Source organism: Rubellimicrobium roseum (assembly GCF_006152145.1).
GTDB classification, from domain to species: domain Bacteria; phylum Pseudomonadota; class Alphaproteobacteria; order Rhodobacterales; family Rhodobacteraceae; genus Rubellimicrobium; species Rubellimicrobium roseum.
On record NZ_VDFV01000009.1, the window covers coordinates 1 to 19,585 of the forward strand.

Here is a 19,585-nt window from a genome sequence, read left to right on the forward strand (position 1 = left end):
GCCGCCCTGACCGGCTCCAGCCCGCGGCACACCCGCCGCAGAGGCCATGGCAGAGGCCCGTCCAGAACAAGCACAAGTCCAAACCTCAGCCGCCTCATGCAACAGAGCCCGGCGAGCGTCATGCCTCGATCTCGAACCGAACGATGGGGTGGGCGCAGCAGGCCAGGATATAGCCTTCAGCAATGTCATCATCGCTGATTCCGCCGTTGTGCACCATGTGGACCTCCCCAGAAGTCCTTCAGATCCTACAGGTGCAGCAGAGCCCGAAGTTGCAGCTTGAGGGAATCCACAGGCCAGCGTCCTTGGCGATCTGTAGGACCGTGTTCGTCTCCCGGCCAGTGCGGACTGGGCCGCTCCTCGCGAAGATGACCTCAGCCTCGGTGGTCTCGTCAGGCACGACGTCGTGGATCGGATCGGGGTCGAGCAGGCCCCGGGCCCGCGCGTCGGCAAGCATCGCCGCAGCCATCAGCGCCGGATAGGCCGCCCCCAGCCGGACAGGGCGGTCAGGTAGTCGATCTCCCCTTCGTCGCGGACCTCGTCCTTGGTCCCGACCCGCGCCAGCAGGGCGCGCACAATGGCGCGGTCGGCCGCAATCACCGCGCGTCCGGCCAGCCATGGCCTGTAGGAGCGCCCCGTCTCAGCGGCGGCATTGGGCATGGCCCACACGACACGCACGCCGGCCGCCTTCTGCAGAGCCGCAATCGGCATTCCGGCCATCAACGATATGACGAGCCGGTCCTGAGCACACTGCAAGGTTGGCGAAGTCCTTAAGGCGGACCGAAACCACAAGAACCTCGGCGCGCCGGGCCATGTCTGCCGCGTCACGGGCCCAGCCGACCCTTGATTGGGCGAAGGCCTCAGGCCGCGCGCCACTGCGGTTCAGGAGCAGGAGCCCGAGGCCGGAGCCATTCCCTCCGCCAGGGGTGCCCGCATGAGGGCCGAGCCGAGCCACTCCGTGGCACCGATGATTCCCAAATGTATCAGGCGGCTCCTGCGTTATCAGAGGCATAACCATGCCGGGCGTGGAAGCGCGCCAGTTCGCGAGGTTGGGGCTTCTGGCCGGTGTAGATCTCCACATAGGTGGGGATGCGCCTCATCCTCTCGGCCAGGGTCTCGTTGGACTGCAGCGAGATATAACCGATCTGGACGAGGTAGATGGTGCGTGCCCGCACGTCGGCGTCGAGCAGGGCATGGCCCCAGCGCTCCAGCATGGCTGTCAAGGCGGCGATCCGGTCCCGGTCGGCCATGGCGATGCGCCCGGTCATCTCGGGCGACCGGAGGGCCCAGCTCCGCACGGCGAACTCGAAGCGGGCGTCGAAGGCGGCCGGGTCGAGGAAGCACCCGATGACATTCAGCATGGCCTCGGACTCGGTTTCCGCATAGGCCTGCGTGGCGGCGACAAGGGCGCCGGTGTTTCGGCCAGCCCAGCGGTCGGCCAAGGCCCCCAGCAGTTCGTCACGGTCCTTGAAAAACCAATAGAAGCTCGTGCGCGCGAGCTTGAGCCGCTGGGCCAAGGGAAGGATCTTCACAGCTTCCACGCCGCCTTCGACGAGGGCCTCGTAAGCGGCGTCGAGCCAGATCTCAGGCGATCCGCGCCATCCCGTCTCGTTCAACCTGCGAGCCCTCCTGCCCTGCCTGTCCTATCAGCGTGAACAACCCTACACAACGAACCGGTGCAGCGATGGCCGTTAACTTGACACAGGTGAACATTCCACCCTAGGCCTGCAGCACCATCTTTGCGCCCGAGGCCGCCCCATGATCCCCGATCCGCTTCTTCAGCCCTTCCAGCTCAAGCACCTGACGTTGCGCAACCGCGTCATGATCACGAGCCACGAGCCCGCCTACCCCGAGGATGGGATGCCCAAGGAGCGCTACCGCGCCTACCACGTGGAACGGGCCAAGGCTGGCATCGCGCTGACGATGACGGCGGGCTCGGCCTCGGTGGCGCGCGACAGTCCGCCGGCATTCAACAACATTCTGGCCTGGAAGGACGAGGTCGTGGGCTGGATGCGCCAGCTCGTGGACGAGTGCCACGACCACGGCGCGGCGGTCATGATCCAGCTCACCCACCTTGGGCGCCGCACGCGCTGGGACAAGGGCGACTGGCTGCCCGTCATCTCGCCCTCACATGAGCGCGAGACCTCGCACCGGGCCTTTCCCAAGCGGATGGAGGACTGGGACGTCGCCCGCGTGATCCGCGACTACGCGGACGCGGCCGAGCGGATGAAGGGCGCAGGCGTCGACGGCATCGAGTTCGAGGCCTACGGTCACCTTCTGGACCAGTTCTGGTCGCCGCTGACCAACGACCTTGACGCGCCTTATGGGGGCAGCCTCGACAATCGTCTGCGTTTCACCTTCGACGTTCTCAAGGCCGTGCGCGAGCGCTGCGGGACCGAGTTCATCGTGGGCGTGCGCTATACCGGCGACGAAGGTCTGCCGGGCGGGATCACCCCCGCGGAGGGCGTAGATATCTCGCACCGGCTTAAGGACAGCGGGCTCGTCGACTTCCTCAATGTGGTGCGCGGTCACATCGACACCGATGCGGGTCTTACGGACGTGATCCCGATTCAGGGTATGGCCAACGCCCCGCATCTCGACTTCGCGGGCGAGATCCGCGCCGCCACGGGCTTCCCGACCTTCCACGCGGCCAAGATCCCCGACGTGGCCACCGCGCGTCACGCCATCGCAGCCGGAAAGATCGATATGGTGGGCCTTACCCGCGCTCACATGACTGACCCCCATATCGTGCGGAAGATCATAGAAGGGCGCGAGGACGACATCCGCCCCTGCGTGGGCGCGAACTACTGCCTCGACCGCATCTACCAAGGGGGCGCGGCCTTCTGCATCCATAATGCCGCCACTGGGCGCGAGACCTCGATGCCTCATACCATCTCGGTCGCGCCTGTCGCCAAGCGGATCACCGTGGTGGGCGCGGGCCCGGCGGGGCTCGAGGCCGCGCGCGTGGCGGCCGAGCGCGGGCACGAGGTCACGGTCTTCGAGGCGGCCGATGAGCCCGGCGGGCAGATCCGTCTCACGGCGCAAAGCGAGCGGCGGCGCGAGATGATCTCAATCATTGCCTGGCGCATGAGCCAGTGCGAGAAGCGCGGCGTGCGCTTTCACTTCAACACGGTCGCGGACGCCGACGCAGTGCTGGCCACCGAGCCCGACGAGGTGATCGTCGCCACCGGCGGGTTTCCACATACGGAGGTGCTGGAAGCGGGCAACGACCTCGTGGTCTCGGCCTGGGACATCCTGTCGGGCGATGCGCGACCAGGAGGCAACGTGCTCGTCTATGACGATGCGGGTGACCATGCGGGGCTGCAAGCTGCTGAGATGATCGCCGCCGCCGGAGCCAGGGTCGAGATCGTCACGCCCGATCGCACCTTCGCGCCCGAGGTCATGGCCATGAACCTCGTTCCCTACATGAGGAGCCTCCAGCGGCGCGACACGACCTTCACCGTCACCTGGCGGCTCCGGGCCGTCGAGCGGCAGGGCAACCAACTCCGGGCCACGCTGGGCTCGGACTACGGGGACATGACGCGCGAGCGGGTCGTCGACCAAGTGGTCGTCAATCACGGCACGCGCCCCCTCGACGAAGTCTACTTCGACCTGAAGGCACTGTCTTCGAACGCCGGCGAGGTGGACTACGAGGCCTTGGCCACCGGCCAGCCCCAACAGGTCATCCGTCACCCTGAGAGCCGCTTTCGCCTGTTCCGCATCGGCGATGCCGTCGCCGCCCGCAACACCCACGCTGCCATCTATGATGCGCTCAGACTGGTGAAGGACCTGTAAGGGAGCGAACGGGTTGACGGCTCGGCCAGCCGTTCACGGGGGCGCCTGTGGACCGATATCCTGGTAATTAAAGCAACAAGAAATGCCGCTGTCGCTTGGATGGCGGCATTTACTATCCAAGCCAGTTGCGCCGGCCGGTCCCAATGGTCGTTGTTCAGGGCATCCACGGCCGGGATCTCCCGTTCGCGGCGCGCCGTCTAGTCACACAGAGCCTCGTCGGTTCCCGGATCCAGCTTGGGTTCCTCGCATTCACTCAGAAGCTTGCGGGCGCAGGACAAGGCGCGCACGGTGATTCGTGCCAGTCTTCCGCCTGTCACTACTCGATAGAGTTGTTGTCAAAGAGCTTGAGCATGAGGAAGGCCCGTTTGAAGCTGGCTTGAGTGCGCGGGTGGCCCAGGTAGTGGCCACTGGAGCCCACGTCGTGCACCGCCTCCATCGCCTCGTCGGCGTCGTCCCAGCGGGGGCTTTCGGCCATGCGGTAGCCCACGGCGCACATCTCTGCGTCTACGACGAGCTTGGCGACCGAACAGTGCATCCCCGCTTCACTTCAGCCGGCGGAGTGCCAGATGTAGTTGGCGCCCGCTTGCAGGACGGCGTTCAGGGTCATGGTGCTCTCTCGTAGACCGCCTGGCTATTGAAGGTTTTGGCCACGCCCAGAGAGGTTCGAGGTCCGCCACGGCGCGCCGTAGAAGCGCGCCATCTGCCCAATCATGAAGTTCATGAAACTGATCTCGGGCGTCTCCAACATGGGCGCGCCGGACTTCATGGACACCGTGGACAGGTAATGTTCGTAGATGGCTGGGCAGCCTTTGCGGATCACCTGCGTGTAGGTCAGCGCCGAGAGCGCCTCGCCAGGGAGTTGCGCCACGGCCGGCACGACCGAGGCGGAGGTGTTGGCGCCGCCCAGCACGGAGAGCGAGCAGAGCACCGGCTGGTCCCTGCGGCAGCAGGCGAGCATGGCCCTCAACATCATCTCGTCCCAGACGAGGGGCGAGTTGCCGTTGTAGTTCCCGGTCGTGACCGGAGTCTACTCCATCACGTCCTCGCCGAAGAGGATCGCGCACAGCACCATGACGTCCTCGGCGTTCCGGGGCGAGGTGGTCGTCCCCCTGAACGTCTTGTCCGCGTGCTTCATGATGGATGAGTGATGTGGAGGTGGCTGGCCTTCAGGTGCATCGACTTCACGATGTGGTGCGCCGTGGAGTGCAGCGCCGGGTTAATGTGGGCGAGCTTGTGGAACATGTGGAGGTCGGCCATCGTCGGCCAGCGCCTCACGTCATTGAGGTCGCGCAGGAACGGCGCACCTATCATTTGCACGAACATGGGGTGGCGTGACGCTGAAGGGGGGCTGCGCTCGGGGTTGCGAGCGCGGTAGATAAAGGTCGAGGGAAGCGTGGAGGTCAGTTCGCGCATAAGGCCGCGGTTAAGGACATGGAAGGGCCGTCAATCCGTTCGACATGCTCGCCGCTCATGACTTCGAGACAGGGATGCCGCGCCGGAGCGAGGGCAGCATGGACATGTCAGGCGTCGCCCTGGCTGTGCCCTGATCACGGCGTCAGGGTCGATGATAGTTCGTTGTGGCATAGCGGGCGGGCGTCGTAGCGGGCCGGACGGGGGACTTGGGAAGCCGGACCTCTGGGGCGGGTGGCGTCCATCGCAGGGCCGGATGGCGTTGCAGGGCTGGCGCCAGCCCTCGATCAGGATCTGGGCCTCGTTGAGAGAGCCGACGATCTCGCGGTTGAGCAGGTCGTCGCTGAGCCTGGAGGTGAAGCTTTCGACAGAGCCGTTCTCCCAAGGTGAGCCGGGCTCGGTGTCAGCGGTCCTGGCGCCCACGGCCCTGATCCAGTCCCGCACGCTCCGGGCCACGAACTCGGGGCCATTGTCCGAGCGGAGGGGCCCAGGCACGCCGCGCTCGAGCATGAGCTCAGCCAAGGTCTCGAGGACCCCGGCCGAGGAGGGCGTGCGATCGACCCGGATGGCCAGGGCTGCCCGGGTGAACTCGTCCACCACGCGCGACGCATGCGGAACGTGCGCCCGGCGTGGGTGCGGTCCTGCACGAAGTCGCAGGCCCGGACAGGGTGGGCCCGCTCCGGCCGGAGCCGTCGTTCCGCCGGAGCCGTCCCTTCTTGGGGGGCCTCCGGGGAACCCTGAGCCCTCCGCGTCGCCGGATGCGCTCCATGCGCTTGTTCACGACCCAGCCTGCCTGACGCAGGCAAGCCGTGATGCGGCGGGAGCCGCCGCGGCCGGACAGGGTCGCGAGTTCGATGATGGCGGCCGTGAGGCGCTCTTTGTCGTCTGCCACCTTCAGGACCCGGCGCCGGGTCGAGCGCGGCTGGCCAATGACCCGGGCCCGCCGCTCGGAGACGCCGAGCTCCGAGCAGACCTGCTCGACCCTTGGCCGGCGACGCGAAGGGCCGGTCCGTTTCCCCGGAGCGCCTCGGCCAGGATCTGCCTGTCCAGGGTGAGATCGGAGACCGCCTTCCTGAGCCGACTGTTCTCCAGCTCAAGGGCCTCCAGCCGTCGCACCTGGTCGAGCTGGAGCCCGCCGAACTCCTTGCGCCAGCGGTGGCAGGTGGCCTCGGCCACCCCAATGGCGCGGATCGCCTTTCCCAAGGTCCTCCCTTGCGCGGTCAGGACGTCCACCTGGCGCAGCTTCGCCACGATCCCCTCGGGGCTGCGTCGCTTCCTCGGCATGGATCCTCCTCATCCGGCACGCCGACATCGCAGGCGGATCCGTTCTCGGGTGGCAGTCCAATCCCCGGTACCTCGCTCCGATCGCCTCGCGACCTGCAGCCCCGACTCAGGTCGTGGCGCGAAGTTGCCACATTCTGCACCGCCAGACGCGCCATATGCCGCCAGATCGGTCTACCCTGCCTGCGAGACTTCCGCCTCATCAAGGACAGGGTTCGGCCATCTGGGCAGTTCTTTCCCTAGATAATCGCAATCGCCCGGATCCAGGGCGTCGCCGACCCACGAATTCTTGCTTCCCGTCCGCTCACCGTCTGAACACTGCGCGAGGTAGCGCGGCCACGGCTGGCCTTGCCGCTCCGCCAGAGGGATAAAGATCGCAAGACCATGGTCCCTTGGCCCAAGGAGCGGCGGCCCGACATACATGGAACCTACGAAGCTAGACATCGGAGACGTGGCGCTGGCCCGCAGGACCCCGCGCAAGGCGGCCCTGGAGGCCTTGGAGCGGCTCTTACGCGCCCATGTCGCCCTGTCTTCCCATCGGAGCCCGGAAGGTGCTTATGGCTTGCTCCGTCCCGCCCGAGAGGACGAAATGGAAACCATCGAGGCCGTGTTCCTCCATTGCGGGGTCCCCCTGCCCCAGACCCTGCGCCTGATCTACCGTCGGACGCTCGGCGTTGGAAACCCGGTCTCCTTCCTGCCCGTGCTGGCCGCGCCTTTCCTGCGCGCGGTACTCCCGGACGAAGGCTTTGGCAGCCCGGTAGTGGGAATCGAACGGTTCGAGACCGATCTCGGCCTTTATCGGGACGAGATGGCTTCGGAACGCCCTCCCATCCTGCCACTCGGCCATGCCGCGCCGCTCGGACTGACGGCAATCCGGAACGGGCTCTGGTCCCTTCAAGATTACCAGGGACGCCGCGAGCCGCCTGCGACCCAAGACTTCGGCCTCGTCTTCGAGGCGGCATTCTGCATCTATGTCGATCAAGTCCTGCTAGTCTGGGCCAACGACCTGGCCGGAGACCCGGTCAGGCGCGGCAATCTAGACGTGACCCGAGGCGCCTCCCTGGCCGCGATGCCGGCCGCCGTGCGGGACGCCATGGCCGAACTGCTGGCGCCTCGTACCCTGACGCCCAGGATCTGGGGTGACCTGCGGGCCTTGGATGGCGGCGATCTGTTGCGCACTCGTCCCCGCAGCGGCGACTCCTCGAAGACGACCTCCCTCAATGCACAGGTCACGGTGGTGGGGCTGCCCTACGGCCCCCACCCTGAGATGGCTGGCCGGATCGAGCCCGGAACCCGGCTCAGGCTGCAGCCCGTGGACGACAATCCCCACGACCCGAAGGCCGTCGAGGTCTGGTATGACGGACCAACGGTCACCCGCTTGGGCTTCGTGGCCCGAGCGGAAGCTCCAGGCGTTCGGGACTTGCCCGATGGGGCCACGGCCTGGCGTCTCCGCGTGCTGGGCCGCGTGGGGAACGTGTTCCATGCGGCCCTGGAGCGGCGGCGGCCGGAAAACGAGACAGCCCCGGTCGGCGCCGGCCAGGATGGGAAGCTGTCCGACCCGGTCGGGGACCTGTTTCCACGGGATGCCTAGTTCGACGCCTGACTTGGCGGATGGCCGAAATCAGCGTCGGAGTCGGGAGCGGATGGATGCTCCGACTGAATCAGACGTATAGGCACGTTAGCAGGACGGTCCTTCGCTCGCCGACCGGGGATGACCACCTCGGCCGGGTGGAGATCATCGGATAGGCCTGTCCTTAACCGGCACTCCGACGAAGAGGCTCCGCTGCCTGCGCCGGGAGCAGCCGAGCGGCGGGCGCGAAGCTCCCCGCGTCTCGGTTCCGGGCCTGCGGCCCTTAGGGGAGGAGCCCAGGTTCGGGGAAACAGGTGGGCCGCCGTCCGGCCGCCTCCTGCCAGTGGCCGATGGAACGGCGTGTCCTGTAGCCTGGCAAACCATCCACCCCGCCGACGTCGTACCCCCGATCGGCAAGCGCCCGCTGGAGATCCGCGATGTCGGATCGCAAAAGCCCGCCCATCTCGTCCCACCCTTCCGCGAAGCCCGCCGTCCCGAATGCGATCCGATCACTCACATGGCCCACGAACAGTGCATAAAGGTCGCTGGTGTTGTAATCCTTCAGCACATAGAAATTGGGGGTGACCAGAAAGGCCGGTCCATGCCGGCCCGCCGGCATCATCAGGTATCCCGCCTGCGGCCGCTCGGCCTCGGGAAAGGGCCGCCCCGAGACGCGGCGGATCCCCATAGCTTCCCACTCGGCGATCCGGCGTCCCTGGTCGGGTCCTTCCAAGGCGCAGGAGACCGAGGGCGGCACCATGACCTCGAAGCCCCAATCGCGCCCCGCTACCCAGCCATGCCGGGCGAGATAGGTCCCGATGGACGCGAGGGTGTCGGCCTCCGAGCCCCAGATGTCGATGCGACCGTCGCCGTCGCCGTCGGTCGCGTAGGTCAGGACGCTGGACGGCATGAACTGCGGCTGCCCGAGCGCTCCGGCCCAGCTGCTCCTCAGGCCGTCGACCGGCGCGAAGCCGGCCTCGGCGACGCGAAGCGCGGCGACGAGTTCGTCGCTGAAGTAGCCGGCGCGCGTGCTCATGAATCCCTTGGTGGCCAGCACCTCGAAGGCGTCGTGCGTCAGGTCGGCACGGCCATAGGCGCTCTCGCGTCCCCAGATCGCGAGAATGATGCGGCCGGGCACGCCCGTGGCCTGCTCCACCGCCGTCAGGGTCGCCTCATGACGCTCCGCCATCCGTCGCCCCGCCGTCACGGTCGCCTCGACCGCCTCGGGGCGGAAATAGGCGGCGGGCGAGGCGAACTCGGCCTGTTGCTGCTGTGGCGGCGTCTGGCTCGGGGCACCTGGCGGAACAAGGTCGGGTAGGTTCCAGTCGAGGTCGACGCCCGCCAGCGCCGCATCGAAGGTGGGCCGCGACACGCCGGCGGCCTGCGCACGGGGCCAGACCGTCGTCTCCAGCCAAAGCTGGAACCGGCTCTCGACGGCAGAGCGGTCCTGCGCGAGCAGCGGCCCCTGCGCGACGACGAGCCAGGCCAGGAAAAGAACAGTGCGGAGCATGGGCGCGGACCTTCGGCAGACTGGAGTCGTGGAGAGTCCTAGCGTGGCACGGCTGGGGGTGCATCAGGGTTCCGGAAATCCCGGATTGCGGCGCTGGGGCGCGATGGCCGGTTCCCGTCGCACGCACCATCACCCCGCAAAGATCCGGGCGACCTGCCGCATGTCCAAGGGCTTCTCGCAGCGGGGCTGGCTGGCATAGGGTTCGGGGATCGCCCACTGTTCGTAGCCCGGGGCGAAAACGAAGGGGATGGCCCAATCCCGCAGCCGGTCCGCTAAGGGAAAGACTATCTCTCCGCCCAGGTTGATGTCGAGGATGGCGGCGTCGGGATGCGGGCCGGAGTCGAGAAGGCTCAGGGCGCCGGCGAGATCGGGCACGGACCCCATCACCTCGGCGCCCGGCCCCTCCAGTTCCATCGCGAAATCCTCCGCCGTGATAAAGTCGTCCTGAACCACAAGAGTGCGGCAGCCTCGCAGGGATGGAGGGCGATCGTTCCGGTCATGAGCGTCTCTTCCGTCTCGGCCCTGAGCCTCACCTAGCCGGAGAATGCCACATCCGGGGTCGACGACACAGGTACGACGATGGTGCACCTCAAGCCTTCAGGCGTGAGTTCGCAGGTCGTCGGCGCCCGAAGTTGATAAGGCAGCGCCCGTTTGAGGAGCTCGCGGCCATATCCTTGTCGAGAGAAGGCGACCGCCTCGGCAGGAGCTTCGCCCGAGGCCCTAGCCGACCCGTCCCGCTCGCGCCGTTCCACCCGCAGCCGCCGCTTTCCCGCCGGCCGTGCACCAGTGCCCAAGGCACGTCGAGGCGTCGCTCCGACCGGGAAAGCGCACCGTGCTTGAGCGCGTTGGTTGCCAGTTCTTGGAGCACGAGCGCGAAGGTCTGCACGGTGGACGACGGCAGCAGCACGCCTGTCGGGCCGCTGGGACGCACTTGGCCACCATGATCCTCGCCGTCTAGAACCCCGTGTGCGGCCAACTCCGTCCGCAAGAGCTGGTCGAAGGTGATCCGCTGGCCCTCCTCCAGACGCGGCAGTAGGCCGTTGACCCGGGCCAAGGCCTTGACGCTCGAGCGGAAACGGGGACGGCAATCCTCCAGCGTCTCGGAGCCGGCGAGCGTCCGCTCCACCACGCCTTTCACCCCAGAGACCAGTTTGCGGGAGCGGTGCTGAAGCTCGGCGACCAGCACGCGCAGGTGGTCGTTCAGTTCGACCTTCTCGGTGGCGTCGTGCCCGATCCCGGCCACGCGCTGCACCCCACCGGCCCGGTCGAGCAGAGGGAAGCCGGTGTCACGAATCCAGCGCACCTCTCCGTCGGGCCGCAGGATTCGATAGGCATGGAGCACGTGTTCGGCCGCACGGACGCGTCGAAGATGATCGAGGGCCAACGCCCGGTCCTCGGGCAGAACCAGCTCCATCCAGCGCCGGACGGAGTTGCGCATTTGGGTGGAGCCGAGCGGAACCCCGTAGATATCCTCATGCGAGGCTGACGTACTCGAATTCCAGCGTCTCGGCGTTTCGGATCCAGAGCACCTCAGCTGAGGCATCGCCGAACTGCCGGAAGTGCGCCTCGCTCTCGCGGAGGGCCTCTTCGGTCGCGCGCCTGTCCGTCAGTCCTGGCCCACCTTCAGGAAGCCTGTAATCACGCCTCCCGAGTTGGTGAGCGAGCGCATTATCCCATCGATGAACACCCGCGCGCCGTTCTTACACAGATGCCAGCGCACATCGGGTGCGTGCCCTTGCTTACGGGCCTCCTGCCGCTCCGCCGCCGGCGCGCCCGCCGCGCGGTCCTCGGCCGTGAAGGTGAGATCGATCGGCTGGCCCACCGCCTCTTCTGCCGTCCAACGAAGACCTCCTCGGCTCCCCGGGGCTAGGTCACGATGCGGCATGCCGCGTCGGTGGTGAAGGTGGCGTAGTCCCGCGCGGTCTCGACGATGGCGCGAAAGCGCTTCTCGCTCTGGTGCAGGGCGACTTCGGCCCTGAGGCGATCTGACTCGGTTCGCTTCTTCTCCGATATGTCGCGAGGGTAGACTGAGAGCCCGCCATCCGTCGCCGCGGAACGAGGTCCCAGCGCGGGCGCGCTCCACCGCCGCCCAGGTGCGCTCGGCCATTTCCTGAGGCAGCGCGACCTCCTCGAGGGTGAAGTCGTGAGCGGTCGCGTGATGGACCGCCAGCATCACGACGAGTTGCCCGCCCTTGACCAGCGGCACGTTCAGGGTGGCGCCGAGTTGCAAGGCGGCGTGCGTGGCCTTCTCGGCCTCGGTGAGAGCGGGATCAATGGCGATGTCGGGACGGACCACGACATGGCCCTCCCGCATCGTGCGGATGAGCGCTTCACCATAGTCGGCAGAGCGGTCGCGGCCTCGGATGCTGGGTACTCCGTCCGTGTAATCGTGCGTGAGGAGCACCGTCTCGTCGTCGCCCATGTCCTCGGCATGGGCGACCCGACTGGCGCGCAGATGATCTCCCATAAGGCGGCTCGCCTCGCGCAGGATTACGACAGCGTCGTCCAAGGGTCGTAGCGCATCGGCGAACCGCAAAAGGAAAATCTGCCGCTCTTGACTCTCGTGCAGCGCGCCGCCGGTCGTCATACGCTCGGCGATGACGCTCCGGCCCGGCTCGGGGCTCCCGGTCAGGGTACTGTCGCCGTGGACGCGGGACGTTTCGGCGACCATGCCGAACATTCCTTCGACCCGGCCCGCGTCGTCCCGCAGGGGATTGTCGATGGACGCCATCGGCTTCTCCCTGTTCTCCAAAGCCTGCCCGGCAGAACGAACGTTGACGCACACCGTTCAATCGAGAAGGCCCCACGCCTCCTATTGATTCAGACGCGTCGCACCAACGCAACCTTGCAGGCATATCGGGTCGGCACGGCGACCGGGTGCCCTCGGCCGGCCCTTCAGAGCAATCGGGTTGACGGAAGCCTCGAATCGCCTCGGGCGTTCTGGAGATACAGAATTGGTCCTCCGGCGCTTCGCGGGCCGACGCCCAACTGTGCCGCGATAAATGCGTTCCAGTTGTCAGGAGCGCCACATCGAGGGTGTTACCCGGGAAGATCAGGTCGCACACGGCAGCGGGCAGGGTCGCCCAATCGGAAACGGGCTCCGGGCACCAGCTCGACCTGCTCGGGCCGAGGCAGCCCGGCCGGCTGGCCGGGGCGAGCCTACGTCTGCGGTGGCACTACCCAACCATCAGCGAAGGCCAGATCTGCGAAGTTTCCCGTAGCGCCTTGCCTTGCCCCGGAAGGCAGCTGCCGTCATCCATCAAGTTGGCCATAACACGCGCGGCCGGGCCTCGGCACGGAGATCCACGCCATAGGCCAGCAGGAGCACCTTGTCCTGCCCCGCCTCGATCAGGTGGGCTTGGTCGCAATCGGACATCGCCAAGGATTGCGGCGTCATGCCTTTACTGATGCAGCGATGCGGCCGTCCCTGGATCGAGGCACCCAGCATCACGACGATCTCGCCCCCCGACTTTCGTCATTCCCGTCCATGAGCGAAAATACCAGCGGCGCGTTGGCGGTCCGCGAGTGTTGCGGAAGGCGAGATCGCTCTCAACCTCGACCACTTGCCGATAGTGGTTGCCGAAACGCAGCGTGTGGATCAGCGGCGAGAACCGGTCCTGCTCCAAGATGCTGGTCGGACCACCCGATCGGAGCAGGCCACCCACTGACCGAAACACCGCCTCTTTTGTCGGAAACGCCCGAGTCTGTCGGTTCCCGGAGGTGCTAGACAGAACGGGCTGAAAGGGGAGCGACCCATGAAGTTTTCCGGATGGCGGGTCTTCCGCGAGGCCCTGACAGGCCACAGGGGCTGGACGGCCAACTGGCGCGATCCCGACCCCAAGCCCGCCTACGACATCATTGTCGTGGGCGGCGGGGGGCACGGGCTCGCCACGGCCTTCTACCTCGCCAAAGAGTTCGAGCAGGCCAGCGTGGCCGTGCTCGAGAAGGGGTGGATCGGCGGCGGAAACGCAGGCCGCAACACCACGATCATCCGGTCGAACTACCTCCTCGACGGGAACGAGCCCTTCTATGAGTTCTCCATGAAGCTCTGGGAGGGGCTGGAACAGGATCTTAACTACAACGCGATGGTGTCGCAGCGCGGCATCCTGAACCTGTTCCACACCGACGCCCAGCGCGACGCCTACACGCGGCGGGGCAACGCGATGCTCCTGCACGGGGCGGATGCGGAGCTTCTGGACCGCGATCAGGTGCGGACGATGTATCCGTTCCTGAACTTCGACCATGCGCGCTTCCCCATCAAGGGCGGGCTCCTGCAGAGGCGGGGCGGGACGGCGCGGCACGACGCGGTGGCCTGGGGCTATGCCCGCGGGGCTGACATGCGCGGCGTGGACATCATCCAGAACTGCGGCGTCACGGGGTTCCGGATCGAGAACGGGAAGGTCCTCGGGGTCGAGACGACGCGCGGCTACATCGGCGCGAAGAAGGTGGGCGTGGCGGTGGCGGGCAATTCGTCCCGCGTGATGGCGGCGGCCGGGATGCGGCTGCCGATCGAGAGCCACGTCCTGCAGGCCTTCGTGTCCGAGGGGCTGAAGCCCGTGATCGACGGGGTGATGACCTTCGGGGCGGGGCACTTCTACGTGTCGCAGTCCGACAAGGGCGGCCTCGTCTTCGGCGGCGACATCGATGGCTACAACTCCTACGCCCAGCGGGGGAACCTCCCCGTGATCGAGGACGTGGCCGAGGGGGGCATGGCGCTGATGCCCATGATCGGGCGGGCGCGGCTCCTGCGGACCTGGGGGGGCGTCATGGACATGTCCATGGACGGGTCGCCCTTCATCGACCGGACGGGGGTCGAGGGGCTCTACTTCAACGGGGGCTGGTGCTACGGCGGCTTCAAGGCGACGCCGGCAAGCGGGTACTGCTTCGCGCATCTGCTCGCCACCGACCGCCCGCACGCGACCGCGACGGCTTACCGGCTCGACCGCTTCAAGCGCGGCGCGATGATCGACGAGAAGGGCCAAGGCGCCCAGCCGAACCTCCATTGAGATTGCTCCCATGCTGATTCCGCACCCCCTCCTCGGCCCGCGCGACGCGCAGGAGTTCACCTATCTCGGCGACGCCGCGCTGATCGACCGGCCCGACGGGCTGACCGAGCCCGAGAAGTTCCACGACTACGCCTATCTGCGCGACAACCCCGCCGGGGTGCACAAGGAGCTGTGGTTCCACGAGCAGGGCGACCGGTCCTGGCTGGTGGTCACGCGCAACACGGTCACGCACGAGATTCTGGGGGCGGTGCTCGCCCGCGACACCGCCCGCGGGCGGGGGAGGTCCAAGTGACGGAAGTTCTTCGCGACACGAGCGGAGTCCTCACGGGGCAGGACGCGGCGCCCGTCCTGGCCTCCCAGCCGATGCGGGTGACGGGCGGCCTTGTAGACCGCTCCCGGTCGGTGCGCTTTACCTTTGACGGCAAGTCCTACACGGGCCATCCGGGGGACACGCTGGCCTCGGCGCTGCTTGCCAGTGGCGTGAAACTGATGGGCCGGTCCTTCAAGTACCACCGGCCGCGCGGCGTGCTGTCGGCGGGCTCCGAGGAGCCCAACGCGCTCGTGGAGCTGCGCTCGGGCGCGCGCCGGGAGCCGAACACGCGGGCTACAGTGGCGGAACTGTACGACGGGCTGGAGGCGAGCAGCCAGAACCACTGGCCGACCCTAGCCTTCGACGCGATGGCGGTGAACGACTGGCTGTCGCCGTTCTTCACGGCGGGCTTCTATTACAAGACCTTCATGTGGCCGGCGGCCTTCTGGGAGAAGCTCTACGAGCCGATCATCCGCCGCGCGGCGGGGCTCGGAACTCTCTCGCGCGAGCCCGATCCGGATGCCTACGACAAGGGCTTCCTGCACTGCGACGTGCTGGTGATCGGCGCGGGGCCTGCGGGCCTCATGGCGGCGCTCACGGCGGCGCGCGCGGGCGCGCGGGTCATCCTCGCGGACGAGGATTTCGCGCTGGGCGGGCGGCTGATTGCGGAGACGCACGAGGTCGGCGGGCAGTCGGGCGCGGGCTGGGCAACCTCGGCGGTCGCGGAGTTGGCGGGGATGCCGAACGTCCGCGTCATGCCGCGCACGACCATCATGGGCGTCTTCGACCACGGCGTCTATTCGGCGGTCGAGAGGGTGTCGGACCACTTCGCGGCCCCTCTCGCCGGGAAGCCCCGGCAGGTTCTGTGGCGGGTTTACGCGAAGCGCGCGATCCTCGCGGCGGGTGCCCTGGAGCGGCCCATCGCCTTTGCGGACAACGACCGGCCCGGCGTGATGATGGCGGGGGCGGTGCGCGCCTATCTCAACCGCTGGGGCGTGGCGGCCGGCAAGCGGGTCGCTCTCTTCGTCAACAACGACGACGGGATGCGCACGGCGCGCGACCTGATGGCTCGGGGCGTCGAGGTCGTCGCTGTGGTGGACCCCCGGCGCGACATCCGGCGCCAGGCCGGCCTCCCGCACATGCTGGGGGTGGTCACGGGGACCACGGGGCGGCTGGGCCTCACCGGCATCAACGTGCGCCGCATCGACGGGCGCGAGGAGCACGTCGTCTGCGACGCCCTCGCGGTGTCGGGGGGCTGGAACCCCACGGTCGCGCTGACCGCGCACCAGTCGGCGCGGCCCGTCTGGGACGAGAAGATTTCCGCCTTCCTCGCCTCGCCAAACGCTCCCGCCGGGCTGATCCCGGTCGGTGCGGCGGCGGGGGCGTTCTCCACCCATGGGGCGCTGGCCTCGGGTGCCGCCAAGGCCGCCGAGGCGGTCGAGGCGCTGGGCTTCCGCGCGCCCGCGGCCGATCTCCCTCAGGCCGAGGACGCGCCCGTGCGGATCGCGCCCTTCTGGCACGTACCGGGGAAGGGGCGCGCCTGGGTGGACTTCCAGAACGACGTGACCGTCAAGGACGTGAAGCTCGCCCATCAGGAGAACTTCCGCTCGGTCGAGCACCTGAAGCGCTACACCACGCTCGGGATGGCGACGGACCAGGGCAAGACCTCGAACGTCCTCGGCCTCGCCGTCATGGCGGAGCTGACGGGGCAGAGCATCCCCGAGACGGGCACGACCATGTTCCGCCCGCCCTACACGCCCGTCGCCATGGGCGTCCTGGCCGGTCGGTCGCGCGGGGAGGAGTTCAAGCCGACGCGCCTCACCCCCTCGCACAAGTGGGCCGAGGAGCGGGGCGCGGTCTTCGTCGAGGTGGGGATGTGGCTGCGGGCCCAGTGGTTTCCGCGCCCCGGCGAGACGACCTGGCGCGAGTCCGTGGACCGCGAGGTGCTGGCCACCCGCAAGGCCGTGGGCGTCTGCGACGTGACCACGCTGGGCAAGATCGACATCCAGGGGACGGATGCGGGGCTTTTCCTCGACCGGGTCTACGCCAACACGTTCTCGACGCTCCCCGTGGGCAAGGTCCGCTACGGGCTGATGCTGCGCGAAGACGGGATCGTCATGGATGACGGCACCACCGCGCGGATGGGCGAGCATGAATACGTAATGACCACCACCACGGCCAATGCCGTGCCGGTGTTCCGGCACCTCGAGTTCTGCCGCCAGTGCCTCTGGCCCGACCTCGACGTGCAGCTCATCTCCACGACCGAGGCCTGGGCGCAGTTCTCGGTCGCGGGGCCGAACGCGCGGGCGCTGCTTTCGCGCATCGTCGATCAGGACATCTCGGACGCGGCCTTCCCCTACATGGCCTGCGGCAACGTCACGGTCTGCGGCGGGCTGCGGGCGCGGCTGTTCCGGATCAGTTTCTCGGGCGAGATGGCCTACGAGATCGCAGTGCCGACGCGCTACGGCGACGCGTTGGTGCGCGAGCTGATGGCGCAGGGGCAGGACCTGGGCGTGACGCCCTACGGGACCGAGGCGCTGGGCGTCCTGCGGGTCGAGAAGGGCCATGTCGCGGGCAACGAGCTCAACGGCCAGACCACGGCGCTGAACATGGGCCTGGGCAAGATGGTGTCGAAGAAGAAGGACAGCATCGGCATGGTCCTCTCGCAGCGCGAGGAGCTGGTGCGCGAGGACGGGCTGCGGCTCGTGGGCATCAAGCCGGTGGACCCGGCCGCCCAGCTCAAGGCGGGAAGCCACTTCATCGCCTTGGGCAAGGACCCGGTGGCCGCGAACGACGACGGCTGGATCACGTCTCTCGTCCATTCGCCGCATCTAAGGCACCAGATTGCGCTCGGGTATCTGAAGAACGGCGCGGCGCGGATGGGGGAGCGGCTGCGGGCCGTAAACCTGCTCGCGAAGACCGAGGTGGAGGTCGAGATCGTGTCGCCGCACTTCATCGATCCGCAAGGGGAGCGCCTCCGTGGCTGAGCATCGCCTGACACCTCTCGCCCCTCTGGGCCATGCGGAGCCCATTGAGGAGCGCATCGGACCCGTCCTGATCGCGGAGCGGACCGACGTGGCCATGGCCTCGGTCGCGACGCGCCGGGGGTGGGAGACGGAGCTGGCCGCCCGCGCCGCGCAGGCAGGCCTGCCGCTGCCCCCGCCGGGGCAGGCGGCCGAGAACGCGCCCTGGGGGTCGTTCTGGCTCGGACCCGAGATGTGGATGGTCGAGGCGCCCTATGCCACGCACGAGGACGTGGCGGCGCAGGTGAAGCCCGCGCTGGGCGAGGCGGCCTCGGTGACCGAGCAGACCGACGCCTGGGTGCGATTCGAGGTCGCCGGGCCGCTGAAGCCGCTGTTCGAGCGGCTCTGCAACATCGACCTCGACCGCTTCGCGCCGGGATCGGCCACGCGCACGCTCATGGAGCATCTGGGGGTCTACGTGATCCGGCGGGCCGAGGATCGGATGACGGTGCTGGGCCCGCGCTCCTCGGCGGGCTCGCTCCACCACGCGATCACGGTCGCGGCGCGCAGCGCGTTCTAGGCAGACATCGAGGGCGGCCCCAACCGCCACGCTCCATGGTCGGCTGTCCCATGATGATGGCTGAAAGCCGGGGGGTCGCCTCTCACCCCAGCGCCGCCGGAGGCACGCTGCCCGCCAGCCCCCTGAGCCCCGCAAGCCGGCGGCGCTCGTCGGCGGGGTGGACGCCAAAGGCCTCCGCATAATGGCGAGCAAAGTCGGTGGAGGTGGAATAACCCACCGATCGGGCGATCTCGGTCACCGTGTCGGTGGAGTAGAGCACGCGCTGGCGCCCGCGCTCGAGACGCATGCGGCGATAGTAGCGCAAGGGAGTCTCCCCGATTGCGGCTTTGAAGGCGCGCTCGAGCGTACGCTCGGACAGGCCCAGTTCCCGCGCGACATCGGCAATGGCAAGCGGGTCCTCGATGTGCGAGGCCATGAGCCTCAGCGCCTCGCGCAGTGGGCGGGGCAACATGGCTTCGGTTCCGCCCGCACTTGCGACTGGTGTGGCCTGTGGCGCGTTCTCGTCGCGCACGAAGGGATGCTGGAACCAGCAGGCCACCTCGGTCATCAGCGCCCGCCCGCCCCGTTCCTCGATGACGCGGAGCATGAGGTCGAAGACCGCCCCCGCGCCCGAGACGGTGATGCGGCCCGCGGCCCGCTCGATGGCGGCGCGCGAGGTGGCGGCGTCCGGGAACTCGCCTGCCCAAGCGGCCTCGTAGCACCAGTGGACGGAGGGTCGATGCGCGCCCATGGCCTGTGCCCGCATGAGCGGGAAGACCCCGCCCGAGAAGCCGCCCAGGGTCACGCCATGACGCGCAAGGAGCCGCAGGGCCGCGCCCCCTCGACGCGGGTCGGCGAAGCGCGCGTCGGGTGGAGACAGGCAGATCAGGGCGTCGAGCCGCGCCGGGACCTCGGCCGCCTGCGCGAGCGTAAGGTCCGCGTCGAACCGCACGGCGGCCGAGGAGCGTACCGGGCCGGGCTTCTCCCCGACGAGCGTCCAGGCGAAGTCCGGCCGGCCGGTGATCTCGTTGGCGGCGCGCAGGGGCTCGACGGCCGAGGTCAGGCAGGCCATGGGGAAGCCCGGGAACAGCAGGAACCCCCAGGAGCGCAGGGCGGTTTCAGTTGATCGGCCGGTTTGGGTTTGAGTGGCGACATGTTTCACGGTAGGAAACACCATAGGACAG

General features: G+C 68.0%; 16 protein-coding genes and 2 pseudogenes. 6 read left to right on the forward strand and 12 right to left on the reverse strand.

Annotation, left to right across the window (positions count from 1 at the left end):
- Nucleotides 1-465 precede the first annotated feature (465 nt).
- Nucleotides 466-675: a pyrroline-5-carboxylate reductase family protein gene (locus FHG71_RS08795; RefSeq protein WP_139081263.1), complete on the reverse strand. Its 210-nt coding sequence runs from the start codon at nt 673-675 to the stop codon at nt 466-468.
- A gap of 305 nt (nt 676-980) precedes the next feature.
- Complete coding sequence (locus FHG71_RS08800) at nt 981-1,613, reverse strand: TetR/AcrR family transcriptional regulator (RefSeq protein WP_139081264.1); 633 nt, start codon at nt 1,611-1,613, stop codon at nt 981-983.
- A 142-nt stretch (nt 1,614-1,755) separates the two neighbouring features.
- On the opposite strand from FHG71_RS08800, the gene hpbA reads away from it, so the two are divergent.
- Nucleotides 1,756-3,792: an N-methyl-L-proline N-demethylase HpbA gene (gene hpbA / locus FHG71_RS08805; RefSeq protein WP_139081265.1), complete on the forward strand. Its 2,037-nt coding sequence runs from the start codon at nt 1,756-1,758 to the stop codon at nt 3,790-3,792.
- Between the two features lie 316 nt (nt 3,793-4,108).
- Here hpbA and FHG71_RS24560 read toward each other — a convergent pair.
- From FHG71_RS24560 to FHG71_RS08815, 4 genes and pseudogenes are all read right to left on the reverse strand, one after another.
- A pseudogene (locus FHG71_RS24560) lies at nt 4,109-4,765 on the reverse strand (trimethylamine methyltransferase family protein).
- Nucleotides 4,766-4,819: 54 nt separating this feature from the next.
- Complete coding sequence (locus FHG71_RS24715) at nt 4,820-4,927, reverse strand: trimethylamine methyltransferase family protein (RefSeq protein ID WP_425467341.1); 108 nt, start codon at nt 4,925-4,927, stop codon at nt 4,820-4,822.
- Nucleotides 4,924-5,205, reverse strand: coding sequence for a trimethylamine methyltransferase family protein (locus FHG71_RS24565; protein WP_281281960.1), 282 nt, complete (start codon nt 5,203-5,205; stop codon nt 4,924-4,926). Before FHG71_RS24565 ends, FHG71_RS24715 begins: the two co-directional genes overlap by 4 nt.
- 156 nt (nt 5,206-5,361) lie before the next feature.
- Nucleotides 5,362-6,486 (reverse strand): annotated as a pseudogene (locus tag FHG71_RS08815) (IS3 family transposase); the annotation flags it as partial.
- A gap of 586 nt (nt 6,487-7,072) precedes the next feature.
- Between FHG71_RS08815 and FHG71_RS08820 the strand changes: the two are divergent.
- Nucleotides 7,073-8,074, forward strand: a complete 1,002-nt coding sequence (locus tag FHG71_RS08820; RefSeq protein ID WP_139081266.1) for a hypothetical protein — start codon at nt 7,073-7,075, stop codon at nt 8,072-8,074.
- A 262-nt stretch (nt 8,075-8,336) separates the two neighbouring features.
- Here FHG71_RS08820 and FHG71_RS08825 read toward each other — a convergent pair whose 3' ends face one another.
- The 5 genes from FHG71_RS08825 to FHG71_RS24720 form a co-directional block, all read right to left on the reverse strand.
- A complete protein-coding gene (locus FHG71_RS08825) occupies nt 8,337-9,563 on the reverse strand; it encodes a lytic murein transglycosylase (protein WP_139081267.1) in 1,227 nt (408 codons plus the stop codon).
- Between the two features lie 129 nt (nt 9,564-9,692).
- On the reverse strand, nt 9,693-10,016 hold the full coding sequence (locus FHG71_RS08830; RefSeq protein ID WP_139081268.1) for a response regulator: 324 nt from the start codon (nt 10,014-10,016) through the stop codon (nt 9,693-9,695).
- Between the two features lie 136 nt (nt 10,017-10,152).
- Entirely contained in the window at nt 10,153-11,106 is a 954-nt protein-coding gene (locus FHG71_RS08835; RefSeq protein ID WP_139081269.1) for a PAS domain-containing protein, read from the reverse strand.
- Between the two features lie 63 nt (nt 11,107-11,169).
- Complete coding sequence (locus FHG71_RS08840; RefSeq protein WP_176559350.1) at nt 11,170-12,243, reverse strand: GAF domain-containing protein; 1,074 nt, start codon at nt 12,241-12,243, stop codon at nt 11,170-11,172.
- A 579-nt stretch (nt 12,244-12,822) separates the two neighbouring features.
- Nucleotides 12,823-13,014: a hypothetical protein gene (locus tag FHG71_RS24720; RefSeq protein ID WP_218014062.1), complete on the reverse strand. Its 192-nt coding sequence runs from the start codon at nt 13,012-13,014 to the stop codon at nt 12,823-12,825.
- A gap of 304 nt (nt 13,015-13,318) precedes the next feature.
- Between FHG71_RS24720 and FHG71_RS08850 the strand changes: the two genes are divergently transcribed.
- The 4 genes from FHG71_RS08850 (at nt 13,319) to FHG71_RS08865 (ending at nt 18,422) form a co-directional block, all read left to right on the forward strand.
- Nucleotides 13,319-14,569, forward strand: coding sequence for a sarcosine oxidase subunit beta family protein (locus FHG71_RS08850; protein WP_139081271.1), 1,251 nt, complete (start codon nt 13,319-13,321; stop codon nt 14,567-14,569).
- 10 nt (nt 14,570-14,579) lie between these two features.
- Nucleotides 14,580-14,861: a sarcosine oxidase subunit delta gene (locus FHG71_RS08855; protein ID WP_139081272.1), complete on the forward strand. Its 282-nt coding sequence runs from the start codon at nt 14,580-14,582 to the stop codon at nt 14,859-14,861.
- 71 nt (nt 14,862-14,932) lie between these two features.
- On the forward strand, nt 14,933-17,866 hold the full coding sequence (locus FHG71_RS08860; protein ID WP_139081368.1) for a sarcosine oxidase subunit alpha family protein: 2,934 nt from the start codon (nt 14,933-14,935) through the stop codon (nt 17,864-17,866).
- A complete protein-coding gene (locus FHG71_RS08865) occupies nt 17,859-18,422 on the forward strand; it encodes a sarcosine oxidase subunit gamma (RefSeq protein ID WP_139081273.1) in 564 nt (187 codons plus the stop codon). The genes FHG71_RS08860 and FHG71_RS08865 overlap by 8 nt, the downstream gene beginning before the upstream one ends.
- An 82-nt stretch (nt 18,423-18,504) precedes the next feature.
- Here the strand turns inward: FHG71_RS08865 and FHG71_RS08870 are convergent, their stop codons facing one another.
- Nucleotides 18,505-19,473 carry a GlxA family transcriptional regulator gene (locus FHG71_RS08870; RefSeq protein WP_246045394.1) on the reverse strand — a complete coding sequence of 323 codons (969 nt, stop codon included), beginning with the start codon at nt 19,471-19,473 and terminating at the stop codon, nt 18,505-18,507.
- Nucleotides 19,474-19,585 lie beyond the last annotated feature (112 nt).

Excerpts from the sequence above, each read along its gene's own strand:
- hpbA (WP_139081265.1), top strand. The coding sequence starts at position 1,756 with ATGATCCCCGATCCGCTTCTTCAGCCCTTCCAGCTCAAGCACCTGACG.
- FHG71_RS24715 (WP_425467341.1), bottom strand. The coding sequence starts at position 4,927 with ATGAAGCACGCGGACAAGACGTTCAGGGGGACGACCACCTCGCCCCGG.
- FHG71_RS24565 (WP_281281960.1), bottom strand. The coding sequence starts at position 5,205 with ATGCGCGAACTGACCTCCACGCTTCCCTCGACCTTTATCTACCGCGCT.
- FHG71_RS08820 (WP_139081266.1), top strand. The coding sequence starts at position 7,073 with ATGGAAACCATCGAGGCCGTGTTCCTCCATTGCGGGGTCCCCCTGCCC.
- FHG71_RS08825 (WP_139081267.1), bottom strand. The coding sequence starts at position 9,563 with ATGCTCCGCACTGTTCTTTTCCTGGCCTGGCTCGTCGTCGCGCAGGGG.
- FHG71_RS08835 (WP_139081269.1), bottom strand. The coding sequence starts at position 11,106 with ATGCCTCAGCTGAGGTGCTCTGGATCCGAAACGCCGAGACGCTGGAAT.
- FHG71_RS08840 (WP_176559350.1), bottom strand. The coding sequence starts at position 12,243 with ATGTTCGGCATGGTCGCCGAAACGTCCCGCGTCCACGGCGACAGTACC.
- FHG71_RS08850 (WP_139081271.1), top strand. The coding sequence starts at position 13,319 with ATGAAGTTTTCCGGATGGCGGGTCTTCCGCGAGGCCCTGACAGGCCAC.
- FHG71_RS08855 (WP_139081272.1), top strand. The coding sequence starts at position 14,580 with ATGCTGATTCCGCACCCCCTCCTCGGCCCGCGCGACGCGCAGGAGTTC.
- FHG71_RS08860 (WP_139081368.1), top strand. The coding sequence starts at position 14,933 with ATGCGGGTGACGGGCGGCCTTGTAGACCGCTCCCGGTCGGTGCGCTTT.
- FHG71_RS08870 (WP_246045394.1), bottom strand. The coding sequence starts at position 19,473 with ATGGCCTGCCTGACCTCGGCCGTCGAGCCCCTGCGCGCCGCCAACGAG.